The organism is Enterobacter cloacae complex sp. SYL003 (genome assembly GCF_049236925.1).
Classification (GTDB): domain Bacteria; phylum Pseudomonadota; class Gammaproteobacteria; order Enterobacterales; family Enterobacteriaceae; genus Enterobacter; species Enterobacter intestinihominis.
On record NZ_JBMKJK010000023.1, the window covers coordinates 1 to 20,255 of the forward strand.

General features: G+C 56.7%; 17 protein-coding genes. 11 read left to right on the plus strand and 6 right to left on the minus strand.

Features of this window, described 5'->3' with window-relative positions; all coding sequences use genetic code 11:
• Positions 1 to 114 precede the first annotated feature (114 nt).
• On the minus strand, positions 115 to 942 hold the full coding sequence (gene iclR, locus ACOT1A_RS21350) for a glyoxylate bypass operon transcriptional repressor IclR (protein ID WP_022646720.1): 828 nt from the start codon (positions 940 to 942) through the stop codon (positions 115 to 117).
• Positions 943 to 1,135: 193 nt separating this feature from the next.
• Here iclR and metH point away from each other — a divergent pair, with 193 nt between their 5' ends.
• The 5 genes from metH (at position 1,136) to rluF (ending at position 8,157) form a co-directional block, all read left to right on the plus strand.
• The gene (metH, locus tag ACOT1A_RS21355; RefSeq protein ID WP_105322906.1) at positions 1,136 to 4,819 is read left to right on the plus strand and encodes a methionine synthase; all 3,684 of its coding nucleotides are present in this window, start codon (positions 1,136 to 1,138) and stop codon (positions 4,817 to 4,819) included.
• Between the two features lie 217 nt (positions 4,820 to 5,036).
• The gene (locus ACOT1A_RS21360; protein ID WP_022646722.1) at positions 5,037 to 6,668 is read left to right on the plus strand and encodes a Na/Pi cotransporter family protein; all 1,632 of its coding nucleotides are present in this window, start codon (positions 5,037 to 5,039) and stop codon (positions 6,666 to 6,668) included.
• 95 nt (positions 6,669 to 6,763) lie between these two features.
• On the plus strand, positions 6,764 to 7,057 hold the full coding sequence (locus tag ACOT1A_RS21365; protein WP_105322907.1) for a type II toxin-antitoxin system CcdA family antitoxin: 294 nt from the start codon (positions 6,764 to 6,766) through the stop codon (positions 7,055 to 7,057).
• Complete coding sequence (locus tag ACOT1A_RS21370; RefSeq protein ID WP_105322908.1) at positions 7,057 to 7,230, plus strand: CcdB family protein; 174 nt, start codon at positions 7,057 to 7,059, stop codon at positions 7,228 to 7,230. The genes ACOT1A_RS21365 and ACOT1A_RS21370 overlap by 1 nt, the downstream gene beginning before the upstream one ends.
• A gap of 54 nt (positions 7,231 to 7,284) precedes the next feature.
• Entirely contained in the window at positions 7,285 to 8,157 is an 873-nt protein-coding gene (rluF, locus tag ACOT1A_RS21375) for a 23S rRNA pseudouridine(2604) synthase RluF (RefSeq protein ID WP_022646725.1), read from the plus strand.
• Here the strand turns inward: rluF and ACOT1A_RS21380 are convergent, their stop codons facing one another.
• The 3 genes from ACOT1A_RS21380 to lysC all read right to left on the minus strand — a co-directional run bounded on the left by ACOT1A_RS21380 (position 8,158) and on the right by lysC (position 10,868).
• A complete protein-coding gene (locus ACOT1A_RS21380) occupies positions 8,158 to 8,430 on the minus strand; it encodes a DUF3811 domain-containing protein (RefSeq protein WP_017382612.1) in 273 nt (90 codons plus the stop codon).
• Positions 8,431 to 8,480: 50 nt separating this feature from the next.
• Positions 8,481 to 9,425, minus strand: a complete 945-nt coding sequence (gene panS, locus ACOT1A_RS21385) for a ketopantoate/pantoate/pantothenate transporter PanS (protein WP_023295757.1) — start codon at positions 9,423 to 9,425, stop codon at positions 8,481 to 8,483.
• A 93-nt stretch (positions 9,426 to 9,518) separates the two neighbouring features.
• Positions 9,519 to 10,868 (minus strand): lysine-sensitive aspartokinase 3, encoded by a 1,350-nt coding sequence (gene lysC / locus ACOT1A_RS21390; protein ID WP_105322909.1) that lies wholly within the window; start codon positions 10,866 to 10,868, stop codon positions 9,519 to 9,521.
• Positions 10,869 to 11,242: 374 nt separating this feature from the next.
• Here lysC and pgi point away from each other — a divergent pair, with 374 nt between their 5' ends.
• The 6 genes from pgi to psiE all read left to right on the plus strand — a co-directional run bounded on the left by pgi (position 11,243) and on the right by psiE (position 17,622).
• Positions 11,243 to 12,892, plus strand: coding sequence for a glucose-6-phosphate isomerase (gene pgi / locus ACOT1A_RS21395; RefSeq protein WP_022646728.1), 1,650 nt, complete (start codon positions 11,243 to 11,245; stop codon positions 12,890 to 12,892).
• Between the two features lie 366 nt (positions 12,893 to 13,258).
• Entirely contained in the window at positions 13,259 to 13,501 is a 243-nt protein-coding gene (gene yjbE / locus ACOT1A_RS21400) for an exopolysaccharide production protein YjbE (protein ID WP_003860341.1), read from the plus strand.
• A 63-nt stretch (positions 13,502 to 13,564) separates the two neighbouring features.
• Positions 13,565 to 14,203: a YjbF family lipoprotein gene (locus ACOT1A_RS21405; RefSeq protein WP_003860339.1), complete on the plus strand. Its 639-nt coding sequence runs from the start codon at positions 13,565 to 13,567 to the stop codon at positions 14,201 to 14,203.
• The gene (locus tag ACOT1A_RS21410) at positions 14,200 to 14,937 is read left to right on the plus strand and encodes a capsule biosynthesis GfcC D2 domain-containing protein (protein WP_048966223.1); all 738 of its coding nucleotides are present in this window, start codon (positions 14,200 to 14,202) and stop codon (positions 14,935 to 14,937) included. Before ACOT1A_RS21405 ends, ACOT1A_RS21410 begins: the two co-directional genes overlap by 4 nt.
• On the plus strand, positions 14,937 to 17,033 hold the full coding sequence (locus tag ACOT1A_RS21415; RefSeq protein ID WP_023299084.1) for a YjbH domain-containing protein: 2,097 nt from the start codon (positions 14,937 to 14,939) through the stop codon (positions 17,031 to 17,033). The genes ACOT1A_RS21410 and ACOT1A_RS21415 overlap by 1 nt, the downstream gene beginning before the upstream one ends.
• Before the next feature lie 178 nt (positions 17,034 to 17,211).
• Complete coding sequence (gene psiE / locus ACOT1A_RS21420) at positions 17,212 to 17,622, plus strand: phosphate-starvation-inducible protein PsiE (RefSeq protein WP_000202963.1); 411 nt, start codon at positions 17,212 to 17,214, stop codon at positions 17,620 to 17,622.
• A 96-nt stretch (positions 17,623 to 17,718) separates the two neighbouring features.
• Here the strand turns inward: psiE and malG are convergent, their stop codons facing one another.
• Both malG and malF read right to left on the minus strand, forming a co-directional pair.
• Positions 17,719 to 18,609, minus strand: coding sequence for a maltose ABC transporter permease MalG (malG, locus tag ACOT1A_RS21425; protein WP_003860332.1), 891 nt, complete (start codon positions 18,607 to 18,609; stop codon positions 17,719 to 17,721).
• Positions 18,610 to 18,623: 14 nt separating this feature from the next.
• Positions 18,624 to 20,168, minus strand: a complete 1,545-nt coding sequence (malF, locus tag ACOT1A_RS21430; protein WP_023299085.1) for a maltose ABC transporter permease MalF — start codon at positions 20,166 to 20,168, stop codon at positions 18,624 to 18,626.
• Positions 20,169 to 20,255 lie beyond the last annotated feature (87 nt).

A 20,255-nucleotide genomic window follows, 5' to 3' on the forward strand; every position in this document is an offset into this window, starting at 1 on the left:
CCTAACCCTCTCCCCGGAGGGGCGAGGGGATTGCTCAGTGCTCGCATTAATTTGTGGGGAACCCTCAGCCCTGTGGGAGAGGGCCGGGGTGAGGGCACCAGACCGCCCTCAATCCTAGCGAATCCCACCATACGCCAGCGTCACCTCTTTCGCGGCCTTAATCACCAGCGCACCCAGCTCGGTGACGCGGTCGTCGGTCATACGTGAAATCGGCCCGGAGATGGAGATGGCGGCAAACGGCTCGCGGTGTTCGTCGAAAATACAGGACGCGAGGCAGCGCAGCCCGAGGGCATGTTCTTCGTCATCAAACGAATAGCCGCGCTTGCGGGTCAGAGCCAGATCTTCTTTCAGATGCACCGGCGACACCAGGGTGGCGTGGGTGTAGGCGTGCAGACCTTTACGGTGCAGCAGACCCGTCACCTGCTCTTCGCTAAGCTGCGAGAGAAACGCTTTCCCTGCGCCAGAGGCATGCATCGGCAGCTTGCCGCCAATCGGTGCAGACATGCGCATCAGCTGCGTACACTGCACCTGGTCGATGATAATCGCCTGATGATCGCTCTGATCCAGCACGGCCAGGTTTACCGTCTCGCCGGACTCCTCCATCAGCTTGCGCAGAATCGGGTGGACAATCGCCAGCAGGTTGCGGCTTTGCAGGAAGCTGCTGCCGACGATAAAGGCATGCGCGCCAACCGCCCAGTGACCCAGCTCGCCCACCTGACGTACGAAGCCCAGCTGCTGCATGGTGGTTAACAGGCGGTGAGTGGTGGAGTTCGGCAGTCCCGCCTGCTGCGCCAGCTCCGTCAGGGCCACGCTACCATGCGATTCGGCTATCCATTCCAGCAGCTTCAGGCCGCGCGTCAGGGATTGAACCTGTCCGCCAGGTTGTGCAGCGGTGGTTGCAGCAGGTTTTCTGCCGCGTTTAGCGGGAACGGTCGTAACCATGACGAACTCCTTTTTCTGTATCGTGGAAATCATTTTCGTTTTATTTGGTGGTTTTGCAACCGCTTTCCTGACTGATCGGAGGAGTGATAGTGAACATGTCTCATGTTACCGCTGTGTGACTTTTCGACCCTTAGAGATTATGCCAGTATGGATCGCAGCCTTTTGGCCATGTTGAACGTTGTCGGGAGCAAGTGTGAGCAGCAAAGTAGAGCAACTGCGTGCGCAGTTAAATGAACGAATTCTGGTGCTGGACGGCGGCATGGGCACCATGATCCAGGGCTATCGTCTGAGTGAAGACGATTTCCGCGGCGAGTGCTTTGCCGACTGGCCTTGTGACCTGAAAGGAAACAATGACCTGCTGGTGTTGAGCAAACCCTCTGTCATCAGGGATATCCACAACGCCTACTTCGAAGCGGGTGCGGATATTGTAGAAACCAACACCTTCAACTCGACAACCATCGCCATGGCGGATTACCAGATGGAATCCCTGTCGGCGGAGATCAACTTTGAAGCGGCGAAACTCGCCCGCGCCTGCGCCGACGAGTGGACGGCCCGCACGCCGGACAAGCCGCGCTATGTTGCCGGGGTGCTGGGCCCGACCAACCGCACCGCGTCGATTTCTCCGGACGTGAACGATCCAGCCTTCCGCAATATCACCTTTGACCAACTGGTGGCCGCGTATCGTGAGTCCACTAAAGCGCTGGTGGAAGGCGGTTCCGACCTGATCCTGATTGAAACCGTATTCGACACTCTCAACGCCAAAGCCGCAATTTACGCGGTGAAAGAGGAGTTCGAAGCGCTGGGTGTTGACCTGCCGATCATGATTTCCGGCACCATCACTGACGCTTCTGGCCGTACACTGTCCGGCCAGACAACCGAAGCGTTTTATAACTCCCTGCGCCACGCCGAAGCGCTCTCCTTCGGCCTGAACTGCGCGCTGGGGCCGGACGAGCTGCGCCAGTACGTGCAGGAGCTTTCGCGCATCGCAGAGTGCTACGTCACCGCCCACCCGAACGCCGGTCTGCCGAACGCGTTTGGTGAGTACGATCTGGATGCCGATACCATGGCGGCGCAAATCCGCGAATGGGCCGAATCTGGTTTCCTCAACATCGTCGGCGGCTGCTGCGGCACCACGCCGGAGCATATCGCCGCCATGAGCCGCGCCGTCGCCGGGCTTCCACCGCGCAAGCTACCCGAGCTTCCGGTAGCCTGTCGTCTGTCCGGCCTGGAGCCGTTGACCATCGGCGACGACAGCCTGTTTGTGAACGTGGGTGAACGTACTAACGTTACCGGTTCTGCGAAGTTCAAGCGCCTGATCAAAGAAGAGAAGTACAGCGAAGCGCTGGACGTTGCCCGCCAGCAGGTAGAAAGCGGCGCGCAGATCATCGATATCAACATGGACGAGGGGATGCTTGATGCCGAAGCGGCAATGGTGCGTTTCCTCAACCTGATTGCCGGTGAGCCGGATATCGCCCGCGTGCCGATCATGATTGACTCCTCCAAATGGGAAGTCATCGAAAAGGGGCTGAAGTGCATTCAGGGCAAAGGCATCGTTAACTCCATCTCAATGAAAGAGGGCGTCGATACCTTTATCCACCACGCGAAGCTGGTGCGTCGCTACGGGGCCGCCGTGGTGGTGATGGCCTTCGATGAAGTGGGCCAGGCCGATACCCGCGAGCGCAAGATTGAGATTTGCCGCCGCGCGTACAACATTTTGACCGAAGAGGTGGGCTTCCCGCCGGAAGACATTATTTTCGACCCGAACATCTTTGCTGTCGCAACCGGCATTGAAGAGCACAACAACTACGCCCAGGACTTTATCGGCGCGTGTGAAGACATCAAACGCGAGCTACCGCATGCGCTAATTTCCGGCGGCGTGTCGAACGTCTCGTTCTCGTTCCGCGGCAACGACCCGGTGCGTGAGGCCATCCACGCCGTGTTCCTCTACTATGCCATCCGCAACGGGATGGACATGGGGATCGTTAACGCCGGACAGCTGGCGATTTACGACGACCTGCCCGCAGAACTACGCGACGCAGTAGAAGATGTGATCCTCAACCGTCGCGACGACGCCACCGAACGCATGCTGGATCTGGCGGAAAAATACCGCGGCAGTAAAGCTGACGAATCAGCCAATGTTCAACAGGCCGAATGGCGTTCCTGGGATGTGAGAAAGCGTCTGGAATACTCGCTGGTAAAAGGCATTACTGAGTTCATTGAGCAGGATACCGAGGAAGCGCGTCAGCAGGCAGCCCGTCCGATTGAAGTGATCGAAGGGCCGCTGATGGACGGCATGAACGTGGTCGGCGATCTATTCGGCGAGGGCAAAATGTTCCTGCCGCAGGTGGTGAAATCCGCCCGCGTCATGAAGCAGGCCGTGGCTTATCTTGAGCCGTTTATCGAAGCCAGCAAAGAGAAGGGCTCCAGTAACGGTAAGATGGTCATTGCCACTGTGAAGGGCGACGTACACGACATCGGCAAAAACATTGTCGGCGTGGTACTGCAATGCAATAACTACGAAATTATCGATCTTGGCGTGATGGTCCCGGCGGATAAAATCCTCAGGACCGCTCGCGAAGTGAATGCGGATCTGATTGGTCTTTCCGGGCTGATTACGCCGTCGCTGGACGAAATGGTCAACGTGGCAAAAGAGATGGAGCGCCAGGGCTTCACTATTCCACTGCTGATTGGCGGGGCAACCACCTCGAAAGCCCACACCGCAGTGAAAATCGAGCAGAACTACAGTGGGCCGACGGTGTATGTCCAAAACGCCTCGCGCACCGTGGGCGTGGTCTCCGCGCTGCTGTCTGACACCCAGCGCGATGACTTTGTCGCCCGCACCCGCAAAGAGTATGAAACCGTCCGCATTCAGCATGGACGTAAGAAACCGCGCACGCCGCCGGTTTCGCTTCAGGCGGCACGCGATAACGATCTGGCGTTCGACTGGTCCAGCTATACGCCGCCGGTCGCGCACCGTCTGGGCGTGCAGGACGTGACGGCCAGCATCGAAACGCTGCGTAACTACATCGACTGGACGCCGTTCTTCATGACCTGGTCGCTGGCGGGCAAATATCCGCGCATTCTTGAAGATGAGGTAGTAGGCGAAGAGGCGAAACGCCTGTTTAAAGATGCCAACGATATGCTCGACAGACTGAGCGCAGAGAAAGCCCTCAACCCGCGCGGCGTGGTGGGGCTGTTCCCGGCGAACCGCGTGGGCGACGATGTCGAAATTTACCGCGATGAAACCCGCACCCATGTGCTGGCCGTGAGCCACCATCTGCGCCAGCAAACCGAGAAAGTGGGCTTTGCCAACTACTGCCTGGCGGATTTCGTCGCACCGAAACTCTCCGGTAAAGCCGACTATATCGGCGCCTTTGCCGTAACCGGTGGTCTGGAAGAAGACGCGCTGGCGGACGCGTACGACGCACAGCACGATGATTACAACAAAATCATGGTGAAAGCGATCGCCGATCGCCTGGCGGAAGCCTTTGCTGAGTACCTCCACGAGCGCGTACGTAAGGTGCACTGGGGCTACGCGGCGAATGAGAATCTCAGCAACGAGGAGCTGATCCGCGAAAACTACCAGGGCATTCGTCCGGCGCCGGGGTATCCGGCCTGCCCGGAACACACCGAGAAGGGCACTATCTGGAAACTGCTCGACGTGGAAGCGCATACCGGCATGAAACTTACCGAGTCGTTCGCCATGTGGCCGGGCGCGTCCGTTTCCGGCTGGTATTTCAGCCACCCGGACAGCAAGTATTTCGCCGTGGCACAGCTTCAGCGGGATCAGATTGAAGACTACGCCCTGCGAAAAGGCATGAGCGTGTCTGAGGTGGAACGCTGGCTGGCGCCGAATTTAGGCTACGACGCAGACTAACGTCACTTTTCCTTACAACAAACAGGGCACCGCTATGGTGCCTTGTCTCTTTCTTACGTTTAAACCCTTATACTGGAAGAAGGTTCTTACTACATTGCCCGGTGGCGCTGCGCTGACCGGGCCTGCGCGTAGGCCGGATAAGGCGTAGCCGCCATCCGGCAAGATAAAGCGCAACAAGCCTCAGGAAAACAGATAACGATAAGGAGGAAAACCCACTGTGTTGACGTTGTTACACCTGCTCTCCGCAGTCGCACTGCTGGTATGGGGCACCCATATCGTTCGTACCGGCGTGATGCGCGTGTTTGGCGCACGTTTACGTACCGTTCTCAGCGGCAGCGTTGAGAAGAAGCCGCTCGCCTTCTGTGCGGGTATTGGCGTCACGGCGCTGGTGCAAAGCAGCAACGCCACCACCATGCTCGTCACCTCGTTCGTGGCGCAGGATCTGGTGGCGCTCGCCCCGGCGCTGGTGATTGTCCTTGGCGCCGACGTCGGTACCGCGCTGATGGCACGTATCCTGACCTTCGATCTCTCCTGGCTGTCGCCGCTGCTGATTTTTATCGGCGTCATTTTCTTCCTCGGTCGTAAGCAAAGCCGTGCCGGGCAGCTTGGCCGCGTCGGTATTGGCCTCGGGCTGATCCTGCTGGCGCTGGAGCTGATTGTGCAGGCAGTTACGCCGATTACCCAGGCCAACGGTGTGCAGGTCATTTTCGCCTCGTTAACCGGCGATATTATGCTGGATGCGCTGATCGGCGCGGTGTTTGCCATTGTCAGCTACTCCAGCCTGGCGGCCGTGTTGCTGACGGCCACGCTAACCGCTGCGGGCGCGATCTCTTTCCCGGTGGCGCTATGCCTGGTCATCGGTGCGAATCTTGGCTCTGGCCTGCTGGCGATGCTTAACAACAGCGCAGCCAATGCTGCCGCCCGCCGGGTGGCGCTGGGGAGTTTGCTCTTCAAGCTGGTGGGTAGCCTGATCATTCTGCCGTTTGTGCACCCGCTGGCGAACCTGATGGACAACCTCTCTCTGCCGAAAGCGGAGCTGGTGATCTACTTCCACGTCTTCTACAACCTGGTACGCTGCCTGGCGATGGTGCCGTTTGCCGCGCCGATGGCCCGCTTCTGCGAGCGGCTTATTCGTGATGAACCGGAGCTGGACGCGCGCCTTAAACCGAAGCATCTGGACACCTCGGTGCTGGACACGCCCGCGCTGGCTATCGCCAATGCCGCCCGCGAAACGCTGCGCATGGGTGACGCGATGGAAACCATGCTGGAAGGGTTGCAAAAGGTGATGCACGGCGAGCCGCGCGAAGAAAAAGAACTGCGCAGGCTGGCGGACGATATCAACGTGCTGTATACCGCCATCAAGCTCTATCTGGCGCGGATCCCGCAGGACGAGCTGGCGGAAGAGGAGTCGCGTCGCTGGGCGGAAATCATTGAGATGTCGCTTAACCTGGAGCAGGCTTCGGATATTGTCGAGCGTATGGGCAGTGAAATCGCAGACAAATCCCTGGCCGCACGTCGGGCGTTTTCTGTCGAAGGGCTGAAGGAACTGGAAGCGCTCCACGAACAGCTGGTCAGCAACCTGAAGCTGGCGATGTCGGTCTTCTTCTCCAGCGACGTGCCGAGCGCGCGCCGCCTGCGCCGCAACAAGCACCGTTTCCGCATCCTCAACCGGCGCTACTCGCACGCCCACGTTGAGCGTCTGCACCAGCAGAACGTGCAGAGTATCGAAACCAGCTCGCTCCACCTGGGGCTGCTGGGAGATATGAAGCGTCTTAACTCATTGTTCTGCGCGGTGGCATACAGCGTGATGGAGCAACCGGATGAAGATGACGAGCGGGATGAGTACTAATCTCTGAAAGCGCCTCGCAAAACGGTTTTGTGAGGCGTGACTCCCCATAAAGAGCAATTTATTCTTCAACCCTTACCTTTTTAAGGGAATAGGAAGTGCTCAATTATTACGCTACACTTCGCCAGTTCATGCGCATTCCAATGGGGGGTCTCATGCGCGGTGCTAATAGCATTAAAAAATCAGTGAATGTTTCCCTGTCGCCGGACATCCTTGAAGAGGCGCGAAGGCTTAAACTTAACCTTTCTGCCGTGCTAACGGCTGCTTTGCAGGAGCAATTTCGTGAACATCGGCGCGCAGAGTGGCTTGAAGAAAATAAAGCTTCTACTGACGCCATTAACCAGTGGGTTGATGAAAACGGCTCCTTTAGTGACTTTCAGAGGTCGTTCTGATGAAGCATGTACTGGTCGCTCCCGCCGTTGAGGTCGCGGGAAAACCCTGCGTGGTGATGATGCACATGATGGCAGGCATATCGCTAAAAGAGTTAGGTGAACGCGTTGCCGAGCTTACGCAAAACCGGGCTTCATTGCGGGATGCTCTCGATTTTCTGATCAGCGGTTACTAGGACTTTTTTGTCAGGCGCAAGGTAAGGTATATTTCGCCCTTCACAGGAGAAACTATGCTGCCAACTCAATCAACCCGATTAAACAAATACATTAGCGAGAGCGGGATCTGCTCACGTCGCGAGGCTGACCGTTACATTGAACAGGGTAACGTGTTTCTTAACGGCAAACGCGCCACCATTGGCGATCAGGTGGTACCTGGCGATGTGGTGAAAGTGAATGGTCAGGTCATCGAACCGCGTGATGCCGAAGACCTGGTGTTTATCGCGTTGAACAAACCGGTTGGGATTGTCAGCACCACGGAAGATGGCGAGCGGGACAACATTGTTGATTTCGTGAACCACAGCAGCCGCATTTTCCCGATTGGCCGTCTGGATAAAGACTCTCAGGGGCTGATTTTCCTCACCAACCACGGCGATCTGGTCAACAAAATTCTGCGTGCCGGTAACGACCACGAGAAAGAGTACATCGTGACGGTGAACAAGCCGGTGACGGACGAGTTTATCCGCGGAATGGGCGCTGGCGTGCCGATTCTGGGCACCGTGACGAAGAAGTGTAAAGTCAAAAAAGAAGCACCGTTCGCGTTCCGCATCACGCTGGTTCAGGGCCTGAACCGCCAGATCCGCCGCATGTGCGAGTACTTCGGTTATGAAGTGACGAAGCTGGAACGCACGCGCATCATGAACGTCAGCCTGTCTGGCATCCCGCTGGGCGAGTGGCGTGACTTAACGGATGACGAGCTGATCGAGCTGTTCAAACTTATCGAGAACTCCTCGTCCGAAGCGAAGCCGAAAGCTAAAGCCAAACCGAAAACGCAGGCGATTAAGCGTCCGGTGGTGAAGGCACCGCAGGCGGAAGAGAAAGGGCGAGGCAAGCCGGGCAACGGAAAACGCTTTACCCAGCCGGGGCGCAAAAAGAAAGGGCGCTGATTAGCGCCTTCCACGGGTTGATGTGCTGGCGGACCAGGAAAAAGTCGCCTCTGCGTCGGGTTTATACGCCTGCTCTTTTTTCAGCTTGCGGGCTTTTTTCGCCGCGGCATCACGTTGCGCCATCAGCTTATCGATGTACTCTTTTTTAACCTGATTGGTTTCGGCGTTCGTCAGCGTGCGGCCATGCGCGATGCGGGCGCGGTCGAGAAGCGTTTTAAGTTCGCGCTGCTCGGCTTCGGTCATGTCTTTCTGGGTCAAACGTGGTGTAGCCATTGCTGAAGCCTCCTGATGGGGAGGCTTCAGTGTAAAGCAAGCCGGCTCAATTAACCCTGTTTCACCGCATCTTTTTTCGGTTGGTCATCAATCGGCTTACCGGACCAGTACCCTGCTAACAGCGAACCGGACAGGTTGTGCCAGACGGAGAACAGCGCTCCCGGTAGCGCCGCCAGCGGTGAGAAGTAAATTTTACCCAGCGCCGCCGCCAGGCCAGAGTTCTGCATCCCCACTTCGATCGCCAGCGTGCGGCAGGTGGATTCGTCGAAACCAAACAGCTTTCCACCCCAGTATCCGCCCAGCAGACCAATGGTGTTATGCAGCACAACCGCGACGATCACTACAAAGCCCACCGAAGCAATGTGCGATGCGGAACCGGCTACCACGGCGCTGATAATGGCAAGTATGCAGACCATCGAAAACGCGGGCAGATACGGCTCAACCGCTTTCACCACCCGCGGGAAGAGATGGTGGATCACCAGTCCCAGCGCAATCGGGATCACCACGATTTGCAGAATGCTGAGCAGCATGCCCATCACATCCACCTGGATATGCGCGTCCACGTACAGGCGGGTTAACAGCGGCGTGGCAATCACGCCCACCAGCGTGGAAACGGAAGAGATAGTGACGGAGAGCGCCACGTCGCCTTTCGCCAGATAGATCATGACGTTAGATGCCGTGCCGCTGGCGACGCTCCCCACCAGCACCATCCCGGCGGAAAGGTCGGGCGGCATCTTAAAGGCCATCGCCAGCAGCCAGGCCGCGAGCGGCATCACCAGGTAGTGCAGGAAAATCCCTGCGGCAACCGGTGCCGGGCGAGACAGCACGCGTTTGAAATCGTCAATTTTTAGATGCACGCCCATGCCGAACATAATCAGCATCAGTAGCGTGGTGACCCACGGACCAATGCCCGTGAACGTGGTGGGAGTGTAATACGCGAGTACGGAGAGCAGCAGCGCCCATAACGGGAACAGCCGGGTGATAGCGGAGAGCATAGTGAATTCCTTGCAGTATTGTCGTGTTGTTTTGTTATAAAAAAGCCGGGTCTGTGCCCGGCTTATGGATAATGTTTATCGTGCTAACGAATTTTATTCAAACAAATTCTGATGAAGTTTCTGCACAACCTGCTCGGCCTGATCGGCAGGGACCAGGAAGCAGAGGTTGTAGCTGGACGCGCCGTAGCAAATCATGCGGATGCTGAACGGGTCGAGCACGCCGAACACCTCTTTGCCCACGCCGCACGCGCGCGACAGCTTATTACCGATGATGGCAACCAGCGCCAGATCTTCTTCCACCTCCACGCGGCACAGCTCGGAAAGCTCAATCAGCAGCGACTGCGTCAGCAGGGTATCACCCGTTGAGGTTGAACCGGTGGTGTCGAGCGTCAGCGCAATGCTGACTTCTGACGTGGTGATCAGGTCCACGGAGATATTGTGGCGCGCCAGGATGCCAAACACTTCCGCCAGGAATCCGCGGGAGTGCAGCATATTATGGCTGTGCAGGGTAACCAGCGTCTGCTTACGACGCAGGGCCAGCGCGCGGAACAGCGGCGGGTTCTCGGTTTTCTTGCAGACCAGCGTCCCGCCCGCCTTTGGATCTTTACTGGAGCCAACGAAGACCGGAATGTCGCTGCGCACGGCAGGCAGCAGCGTGGCCGGATGCAGCACTTTTGCGCCGAAGGTGGCCATTTCAGCCGCTTCTTCAAAGGCGATCACGTCAATGCGTTTTGCCGCAGAGACCACGCGCGGGTCGGTGGTGTAAATGCCCGGCACGTCCGTCCAGATATCCACGCGGGTGGCATGCAGGGCTTCACCCAGCAGGGCGGCGGTATAGTCGCTGCCGCCACGGCCCAGCGTGGTTGTGCGCCCTTTGGCTTCGCTGCCGATAAAGCCCTGGGTGATCACTATGCCTTCATCCAGACGCGGGGCAAGCTGCTGGTTAGTGAGCTCTGCCAAAGCTTCAACGTCCGGCTCGGCGCGGCCAAAGCGATCGCTGGTGCGCATTACTTTACGCACGTCGAACCACTGCGCCTGAATATTGCGCTCGCGCATGATCTCAACGAACAGCAGGGTGGACATCAGTTCGCCGTGGCTGACCAGTTCATCGGTTAGGGCGGTAGAGGTTGCCAGTGAAGCGGCTTCTGCCAGGGTAGTGATATTTTCCAGCAGGCGTTCCACTTCCTCACGAATGACGTTCGGGTTTTCCAGACGCTCAAGGATGTCGAACTGAATTTTGCGCAGTGCATCCAGCTTCACGAAACGCTCGGTCGCTTCCAGTCCTTCAGACAAAGAAACCAGCAGGTTCGTCACGCCGGCTGAGGCGGAGAGCACCACCAGGCGGGTATTCGGATCGGCCAGCACCACATCGGCGCTGCGGTTCATGGCAGCGTAGTCTGCCACACTGGTGCCGCCAAACTTGGCGACCACAAAACTCGTCATAACAACCTCGTGTCAGGGAATGAATAGAGCGACCTTGGCACAAGAATGAAGCGAGAACAGGTGCAGGCGCAAAATACGGCCCTATAAATAAAATGCGGGGGAGGTCCTGTCAATGCTGGGATTATGCGGATTTTTCATGGGGGGGTACCCCTCAGAAACAGGACTTATAACAGGCCCATATTTTATGCTCCTTTTTACCCCTTTTTGACCAACATTTCGCCACGCCGGAAGGGCGCGACAGCAGCTATACTTTTCGGGTCTTTTCACCTGCGTTTGATGCAGACCAGGGCAATGGCATAAAAACCATCACAATTTTTATTTGCAGGCGCTACAATCGACCGCAGTCACAATTCTCAAATCAGAAGAGTATTGCTATGAAAAACATCAACCCAACGCAGACCGCTGCATGGCAGGCACTACAGAAACATTTTGATGAAATGAAAGACGTCACTATCGCGGATCTGTTCGCGAAAGATGCCGATCGTTTCAGCAAGTTTTCCGCCACCTTCGATGACCTGATGCTGGTGGATTTCTCTAAGAACCGTATCACCGAAGAGACGCTGGCGAAGCTGCAAGATCTGGCGAAAGAGACTGAGCTGGCAGATGCCATCAAATCCATGTTCTCCGGTGAGAAGATCAACCGCACCGAAGACCGTGCCGTGCTGCACGTGGCGCTGCGCAACCGTAGCAATACTCCAATTATCGTTGACGGCAAAGATGTGATGCCGGAAGTGAACGCGGTGCTGGAAAAGATGAAAACCTTCTCTGAAGCGATCATCTCAGGTCAGTGGAAAGGCTACACCGGCAAAGCGATCACCGACGTCGTAAACATCGGTATCGGCGGCTCTGACCTCGGCCCGTTCATGGTGACCGAGGCGCTACGCCCGTACAAAAACCACCTCAACATGCACTTCGTGTCCAACGTCGATGGGACCCACATCGCTGAAGTGCTGAAAAAGGTGAACCCGGAAACCACGCTGTTCCTGGTGGCGTCTAAAACCTTCACCACTCAGGAAACCATGACCAACGCCCACAGCGCGCGCGACTGGTTCCTGAAAACCGCGGGCGACGAAAAGCACGTGGCGAAACACTTCGCGGCGCTGTCCACCAACGGTAAAGCGGTGGGTGAGTTCGGTATTGATACCGCGAACATGTTTGAGTTCTGGGACTGGGTGGGCGGCCGCTACTCACTGTGGTCTGCGATCGGTCTGTCCATCATCCTGTCCGTGGGCTTCGACAACTTCGTTGAGCTGCTCTCCGGTGCGCACGCGATGGACAAACACTTCTCCACCACCGCGCCTGAGAAAAACCTGCCGGTGCTGCTGGCGCTGATCGGGATCTGGTACAACAACTTCTTCGGCGCAGAAACCGAAGCGATTCTGCCGTACGACCAGTACATGCACCGCTTTGCGGCCTACTTCCAGCAGGGCAACATGGAATCCAACGGCAAGTACGTTGACCGTAACGGTAACGCGGTGGATTATCAGACTGGCCCAATCATCTGGGGCGAGCCGGGCACCAACGGTCAGCACGCGTTCTACCAGCTGATCCATCAGGGCACCAAAATGGTACCGTGCGATTTCATCGCCCCGGCGATTACGCACAACCCGCTTTCCGACCACCATCCGAAGCTGCTGTCTAACTTCTTCGCCCAGACCGAAGCGCTGGCGTTCGGTAAATCCCGCGAGGTGGTTGAGCAGGAGTACCGTGACCAGGGTAAAGATCCGGCTACGCTGGAACACGTTGTGCCGTTCAAAGTGTTCGAAGGCAACCGTCCAACTAACTCCATTCTGCTGCGTGAAATTACGCCGTTCAGCCTGGGCGCGCTGATTGCCCTCTACGAGCACAAGATCTTCACTCAGGGCGCTATTCTGAACATCTTCACCTTTGACCAGTGGGGCGTTGAGCTGGGCAAACAGCTGGCAAACCGCATTCTGCCAGAGCTGGGTGACGATAAAGCAATCGACAGCCACGACAGCTCCACCAATGGTCTGATTAACCGTTATAAAGCATGGCGTGCGTAATAAATATGTCATGAACAATGCCGGCGATATGCCGGCATTTTTTTATCGGATAATTCCTGATGTCTGTTAGTTATCTCAAATTCTGAATCTGAGTTTAATCCGAAAAACACGGTTACCCCGTTAATTGCTGAGGGTTATTTTAAGAAAATACGGAGTGATACTTTAATGGGTTTATATTATAACTGTTTGATAATGAATGGTTATTTATTTCAATAATTATTTTTTCTTTTCATTTTTAACCATTAGTCTGAAAACCTCATCCCTATTTACCCCCACGGTAAACCCACTGCTTTAGTTGTGTATACTCGAATCCGCCTGAATTTCTTTTCGGGCAAATCTCCATTCATTCATTGAAGGGAAATTGTTATGAAGAAAGTACTGTATGGCATTTTTGCCATATCTGCGCTTGCGGCGACGTCTGTCTATGCAGCTCCGGTCCAGGTCGGGGAAGCAGCAGGGTCGGCAGCGACGTCTGCGTCTGCGGGGAGTTCTACCGCAGCCAGCACCAGCGCCGTAAGTTCAGCCGTGGGTGTCGCGCTGGCGGCAACCGGTGGCGGTGATGGCTCCAATACCGGAACCACGACCACTACGACGACCAGCACCCAGTAATACCGGGTGTTTTAATCATAACCACACTTCGGTGTGGTTATTTCGCCCCTTCGGAGAAGAGTCGTGAAGCGACCTGCAATCATCCTGATTTGCCTGCTGTTGCAGGCGTGCTCAGCTACCACCAAAGGGCTGGGCCACTCACTGTGGGACAGCATGTTCGGCACGCCGGGCGTGCACCTGACCGATGACGAACTTCAGAACATGCCGTATGCCAGCCAGTACATGCAGCTAAACGATGGTCCGCAACTGTTTGTGGTGCTCGCTTTCGATGAAAACGGGCAGCAGAAATGGGTGACGCAGGATCAGGCCACCATCGTGACTCAGCATTCCCGCATCGTGAAAACGTTGCTCGGCGGCGACAACCTGCTTGAGGTAAACAACCTGGCTGAAGATCCGCTCATCAAGCCGAATCAGATCGTCGATGGCGCAAGCTGGACGCGCACAATGGGCTGGACCGAGCACAAACAGGTGCGCTACGCCACGGCCCGCTCCACCTTCCGCTGGGATGGTACGGACAGCGTCAAAGTGGGCAGCGACGAAACGCAGGTGCGCGTGCTGGATGAAGAGGTGACAACCGATCAGGCCACCTGGCATAACCGCTTCTGGGTGGACGAAGAGGGGCAAATCCGCCAGTCCTTACAGTATCTCGGTGCCGGTTTCTTCCCGGTGAAGACCACCCTGATCAAGGCGGCGAAATCATGAAAATGTTCATTCACGTTGCGCTTCTCGCCAGCCTGGCCTCGCCGCTGGCGTGGTCTGCGGGAACGGTACAGGTCTACACCCCGGACAGCGAAAAACCTAAAACCTTAACCAATGCCGGGCATCTGCTCGATCTGGTGGGGCAGCCGAGGCTGGCGAAAAGCTGGTGGACCGGGGCGGTTATCAGCGAGCGTCAGGCGACGATTGTAGCGGAACAAAAACATCAGGCGCTGCTCGCCCGACTGAGCGGGCTGGCACAACAGGAAGATGCTGACGATGCCGCGGCCATTACTAGCCTGCGTCAGCAGCTTCAGGCGGTTAAGGTGACGGGTCGCCAGAAGGTGAATCTCGATCCGGATGAGGTGCGCGTCGCCGAAAACGGCAATCCGTCGCTGGAAGGGGACTATACCCTGTGGCTGCCGGCTCAGCCTTCCACCGTCACCGTGATGGGGCTTATCAGCAGCCCTGGCAAAAAGCCGTTTACGCCGGGCCGGGACGTCGTGAGCTATCTCGACGAGCAAAGCTTGCTCAGCGGTGCGGATAACAGCTATGCCTGGGTGGTCTATCCGGACGGGCATACGCAAAAAGCGCCGGTGGCTTACTGGAATAAACGCCATATCGAACCTATGCCAGGCAGCATCATTTTTGTCGGTTTTGCCGACCATTTCTGGACGAAAGCGTATGACGGGCTTAATGCCGATATCCTTCGCTCCCTGATACAGCGGATACCGGAATAATGAAAAAAACCTATCTCTACAGCATGCTTGCACTGTGCGTGAGTGCCGCCTGTCATGCAGAAACGTATCCGGCACCCATCGGCCCGTCGCAGTCCGATTTTGGCGGCGTGGGCTTACTGCAAACCCCGACCGCGCGTATGGCCCGCGAGGGGGAAATCAGCCTTAACTATCGCGATAACGATCAGTACCGTTACTACTCTGCGTCCGTGCAGCTATTCCCCTGGCTGGAGACCACGCTGCGCTACACCGACGTGCGTACAAAACAGTACAGCAGCGTGGACGCCTTCTCCGGCGATCAGACCTATAAAGACAAAGCCTTCGACGTGAAGCTGCGCCTGTGGGAAGAGAGCTACTGGATGCCGCAGGTCTCCGTCGGGGCGAAAGACATTGGCGGGACCGGCCTGTTTGATGCGGAATACATCGTTGCCAGCAAAGCCTGGGGACCGTTTGATTTCTCGCTGGGTCTTGGCTGGGGCTACCTCGGCACCAGCGGCAACGTAACCAACCCGTTCTGTACCTACAGCGACAAATACTGCTACCGCGATAACAGCTACAAAAAAGCGGGTTCCATCAACGGTGACCAGATGTTCCACGGCCCGGCCTCGCTGTTTGGAGGCGTAGAGTATCAAACGCCATGGCAGCCGCTGCGCCTGAAGCTGGAGTACGAAGGCAATAACTACAGCGAAGATTTTGCCGGCAAGATTGAGCAGAAAAGCAAGTTTAACGTCGGCGCCATTTACCGCGTCACCGACTGGGCCGACGTTAACCTCAGCTATGAGCGCGGTAATACCCTGATGTTTGGCTTTACGCTGCGCACCAACTTTAACGACATGCGGCCGCGCTACAATGACAACCCGCGGCCCAAATACCAGCCGGAGCCGCAGGATGCGATCATTCAGCACTCCGTGGTAGCGAACCAGCTGACGCTGCTGAAATATAACGCAGGCCTGGCGGATCCGAAGATCCAGACCAAAGGCGATACGCTGTACGTCACCGGCGAGCAGGTAAAATACCGCGACTCCCGCGAAGGGATCGAGCGCGCCAACCGGATCGTCATGAACGATCTGCCGGAGGGGATCCGCACGATCCGCGTGACGGAGAACCGTCTCAACCTGCCGCAGGTCACCACTGAAACCGATGTTGCCAGCCTTAAGCGTCATCTTGAAGGCGAACCGCTGGGACATGAAACCGAGCTGGTGCAAAAACGCGTTGAGCCGGTGGTGCCAGAGAGCACCGAGCAGGGCTGGTATATCGATAAATCCCGCTTCGATTTCCATATCGATCCGGTGCTGAACCAGTCCGTGGGTGGGCCGGAAAACTTCTACATGTATCAGCTGGGCGCGATGGCGACGGCGGATCTGTGGGTGACCGACCACCTGTTGACCACCGGTAGTCTGTTCGGCAACCTTGCCAACAACTACGACAAATTTAACTACACCAACCCGCCGAACGATTCAAAACTGCCGCGCGTGCGTACCCGCGTTCGCGAATATGTGCAGAACGATATCTACGTGAATAACCTGCAGGCCAACTACTTCCAGTACTTCGGTAACGGCTTCTACGGCCAGGTTTACGGTGGCTATCTGGAAACCATGTTCGGCGGCGCGGGGGCGGAGGTGCTTTATCGTCCCGTCGACAGTAACTGGGCGTTTGGGATTGATGCCAACTACGTGAAACAGCGTGACTGGCGCAGCGCGCAGGACATGATGAAGTTCACCGACTACAGCGTCAAAACCGGCCACCTGACCGCCTACTGGACGCCGTCGTTCGCACAGGATGTGCTGGTGAAAGCCAGCGTCGGGCAGTACCTGGCGGGCGATAAGGGCGGCACGCTGGATATCTCCAAACACTTCGACAGCGGCGTTGTGGTAGGCGGTTATGCCACCATTACCAACGTTTCGCCAGACGAGTACGGGGAAGGGGACTTCACCAAAGGGGTGTACGTGTCGATTCCGCTGGATCTGTTCTCGTCAGGCCCAACCCGCAGCCGTGCGGCAGTGGGCTGGACGCCGCTGACGCGCGACGGCGGTCAGCAGCTTGGACGTAAGTTCCAGCTGTATGATATGACCAGCGATAAGAACATTAACTTCCGCTGATGCTTGTTTGCCCGGTGGCGCTGCGCTTACCGGGCCTACGAGAGTATTTTTGTAGGCCGGGCAAACGCAGTGCCGCCCGGCAAGAATGTTCATGTGGACAAAACATAAACAAAAAATATAGATCCCCGTCACATTTTTGCGTTATACAGGAACCTCGCCCTGGAGAATGAGGTGCTGTATGACATCCCTGACTCGTCCGCGTGTTGAGTTTATCTCAACGATACTCCAGACCGTGCTGAACCTCGGTCTGCTGAGCCTTGGCCTGATCCTGGTCGTGTTTCTGGGTAAAGAGACGGTGCATCTGGCGGATGTGCTGTTCGCACCTGAGCAAACCAGCAAATACGCGCTGGTGGAAGGCCTGGTGGTCTACTTTCTCTACTTTGAATTTATCGCCCTGATTGTGAAGTACTTTCAGTCCGGCTTTCACTTCCCGCTGCGCTATTTTGTCTATATTGGCATCACCGCCATTGTGCGGCTGATCATCGTCGATCATAAATCCCCGCTCGACGTGCTGATCTACTCGGCGGCGATCCTGCTGCTGGTGATCACCCTCTGGCTGTGCAACTCAAAGCGGCTGAAACGCGAATAAAAAAAGGGCGCTCCGAAGAGCGCCTAACAACAGTCACAAGTTGGTTCAATACAATACGTCTAAAGTTGAGGGTTGCAGTGGCATAACAGATGAAACTTAACCTTTCACACCGCCCGCCGTCAGGCCGTTGACCAGCCAGCGCTGGGCCAGCAGGAACACCACGGTAATCGGGATGGCAGAGAGTACGGCCGCCGCGGCAAAGTCGCCCCACAGGTAGTTTTGCGGGTTGAGGTATTGCTGCATACCGACGGCCAGGGTGTAGCTGTTCACATCGCGCAGTAACAGAGAGGCGACCGGTACTTCGGTGATCGCCGCGATAAACGACAGGATGAACACCACCGCCAGAATCGGCACCGACAGCGGCAGCAGCACCAGACGGAACGCCTGCCACGGGGTGGCGCCATCCAGCGCGGCGGCTTCTTCCAGTGAACCATCGATGGTTTCGAAATAGCCCTTGATGGTCCACACATGCAGGGCGATGCCGCCAAGATAGGCGAAGATTACGCCGCCGTGGGTGTTCAGGCCGATAAACGGCACGTACTGGCCCAGACGATCAAACAGGGCATACAACGCCACCAGTGACAGCACCGCCGGGAACATCTGGAAAATCAGCATCCCTTTCAGCAGGGTCGCTTTGCCAGGAAAACGCATACGGGCGAAGGCGTAAGCACAAGTGGTGGAGAGCGTCACGATGCCGATGGCAGTAATGGTCGCCACTTTTACCGAGTTCCACAACCACAGCAGCACCGGGAACGGCGGCGGAGTGACTCGGCCATCCGCGTGTTCCACACTGAAGCCCAGCGCGAGTTTCCAGTGCTCCCAGGAGATTTCATCCGGGATCAGGCTCCCGGTGGCGAAGTTCCCCGAACGCAGGGAGATGGCGATAACCATCAGCAGCGGGAACATGATCGCCGCGATGAAAATCAGCAGGCCTAAGTGCGTCGCGAGGAGGCGCAGTTTCTGAGATTTGGGTTGTACCATTGCCATGTTCAGTGCCCTCCTTAGTCAAATTTCATACGTGTAGCTTTCAGGTTCACGATCGCCAGGGCGCCCACCAGCAGGAAGATCAGGGTGGCAATCGCTGCCGCCAGACCGAAGTCCTGACCGCCGCCGCCTTCGAAGGCGATACGGTAGGTGTAGCTCACGAGCAGGTCGGTATAGCCTGCCGGCGTGGTGGTGCCGAGACGGTCCGGACCGCCGTTGGTCAACAGCTGAATCAGCACGAAGTTGTTAAAGTTAAAGGCGAAGCTGGCAATCATCAGCGGCGTCAGCGGCTTAATGAGCAGCGGCAGGGTAATTTTGAAGAAGTTCTGGAACGGACCCGCGCCGTCCATCGCCGAGGCTTCGTACAGGTCATCCGGGATGGCCTTCAGCAGCCCCATGCACAGGATCATCATGTACGGATAACCCAGCCAGGTGTTGACGATGATAATCATCGAACGGGCGGTGGTCGGGTCGCTGAACCAGGCCGGTTTGATGCCGAACAGCGCGCTCAGCATCATGTTGATTTCACCGAAGCTCTGGTTAAACAGCCCTTTGAAAATCAGAATCGAGATGAACGACGGCACGGCGTACGGCAGAATCAGCAGCACGCGGTAAATCGCTTTCCCTTTCAGGGACTCCCACTGAACGAGACAGGCCAGCACCATGCCCACGGCCACGGTCAGGATCACGGTCAGTATGGAGAAGACTACCGTCCAGACGAAGATGGCGAAGAACGGTTTCTGGATGCCTTCGTCGGTAAACACGCGGGTAAAGTTATCCCAGCCGATGGTAACGGTATAGCCCGGGCTGAGCTTGTCGTCGCCCCAGCTGCCGTCGGCATTCACCGACTGATAGAAACCGATATCGTTGTTCGGGCGGTATTTTACGCCGCTCTGGTTGTTGGTCAGCGTGCCGTCATCCGCCAGAGTATAAAGCGGCTGCGTGCCGGAAAACTGGCGCAGCGAGCTCATGGTTACTTTGCTGTCATCGGGCAGCACGGCGGTGAGCTGGGTCAGCGCCTGGCGATTTTGAGTGATGATACGCAGGTTGGCACGTTCACCTTCCGGCAGGGCCGCGGCCTCTTTTAAGACCAGCTTCTGCTCGCCGCCAAATTTGAACGCGTCGGAAAGATAGTTTTTGCCGCTCTCACCGTCAGTGAGCGCTAACTTCCACTCATCTCCCGCAGGATACAGGCCGAAGTTAAAGGTTTTACCCGCCTGATAAGAACGATCCAGAAGCACCTGGGTGGCACGCTCCTGCGCGAGCTGGTTGGTGCTGCTGTAGTTGGTAAAGGCAATCGCGATGGTGCAGATCAGCGGAAAGAGGACAAACAGCCCCATCCCGGCAACACCGGGGTAGACATAGCGCCAGGCATACGCTTTACGGTTGGCGAAAATATACAGGCCAACCGAGCTTAAAATCAGCGTCATGATGGCAAAAAGGTATTCCCCTTGCACGTACATTAAAACAACAAGGTAACCCACCAGCAGACACAGCAGACCTATCACTGACCACTTCAGTGCGTCGCTTTGCCACCAGCGTTTCTTTTTAATGACATCCATGGGGTTCTTCCTCTACAACGGTGGAAACTTATCGTCAGGTGGCGCTGGGCTTACCTGACCTACGGATCGTGCCGTAGTCGTAGGGCG

What these genes read in the sequence shown, in the direction of transcription:
- rluF (WP_022646725.1), top strand. Translation starts at nt 7,285, where the DNA reads ATGCTGCCAACTCAATCAACCCGATTAAACAAATACATTAGCGAGAGC.
- malG (WP_003860332.1), bottom strand. Translation starts at nt 18,609, where the DNA reads ATGGCAATGGTACAACCCAAATCTCAGAAACTGCGCCTCCTCGCGACG.
- ACOT1A_RS21415 (WP_023299084.1), top strand. Translation starts at nt 14,937, where the DNA reads ATGAAAAAAACCTATCTCTACAGCATGCTTGCACTGTGCGTGAGTGCC.
- psiE (WP_000202963.1), top strand. Translation starts at nt 17,212, where the DNA reads ATGACATCCCTGACTCGTCCGCGTGTTGAGTTTATCTCAACGATACTC.
- pgi (WP_022646728.1), top strand. Translation starts at nt 11,243, where the DNA reads ATGAAAAACATCAACCCAACGCAGACCGCTGCATGGCAGGCACTACAG.
- ACOT1A_RS21410 (WP_048966223.1), top strand. Translation starts at nt 14,200, where the DNA reads ATGAAAATGTTCATTCACGTTGCGCTTCTCGCCAGCCTGGCCTCGCCG.
- panS (WP_023295757.1), bottom strand. Translation starts at nt 9,425, where the DNA reads ATGCTCTCCGCTATCACCCGGCTGTTCCCGTTATGGGCGCTGCTGCTC.
- ACOT1A_RS21380 (WP_017382612.1), bottom strand. Translation starts at nt 8,430, where the DNA reads ATGGCTACACCACGTTTGACCCAGAAAGACATGACCGAAGCCGAGCAG.
- yjbE (WP_003860341.1), top strand. Translation starts at nt 13,259, where the DNA reads ATGAAGAAAGTACTGTATGGCATTTTTGCCATATCTGCGCTTGCGGCG.
- ACOT1A_RS21370 (WP_105322908.1), top strand. Translation starts at nt 7,057, where the DNA reads ATGAAGCATGTACTGGTCGCTCCCGCCGTTGAGGTCGCGGGAAAACCC.
- malF (WP_023299085.1), bottom strand. Translation starts at nt 20,168, where the DNA reads ATGGATGTCATTAAAAAGAAACGCTGGTGGCAAAGCGACGCACTGAAG.
- lysC (WP_105322909.1), bottom strand. Translation starts at nt 10,868, where the DNA reads ATGACGAGTTTTGTGGTCGCCAAGTTTGGCGGCACCAGTGTGGCAGAC.
- iclR (WP_022646720.1), bottom strand. Translation starts at nt 942, where the DNA reads ATGGTTACGACCGTTCCCGCTAAACGCGGCAGAAAACCTGCTGCAACC.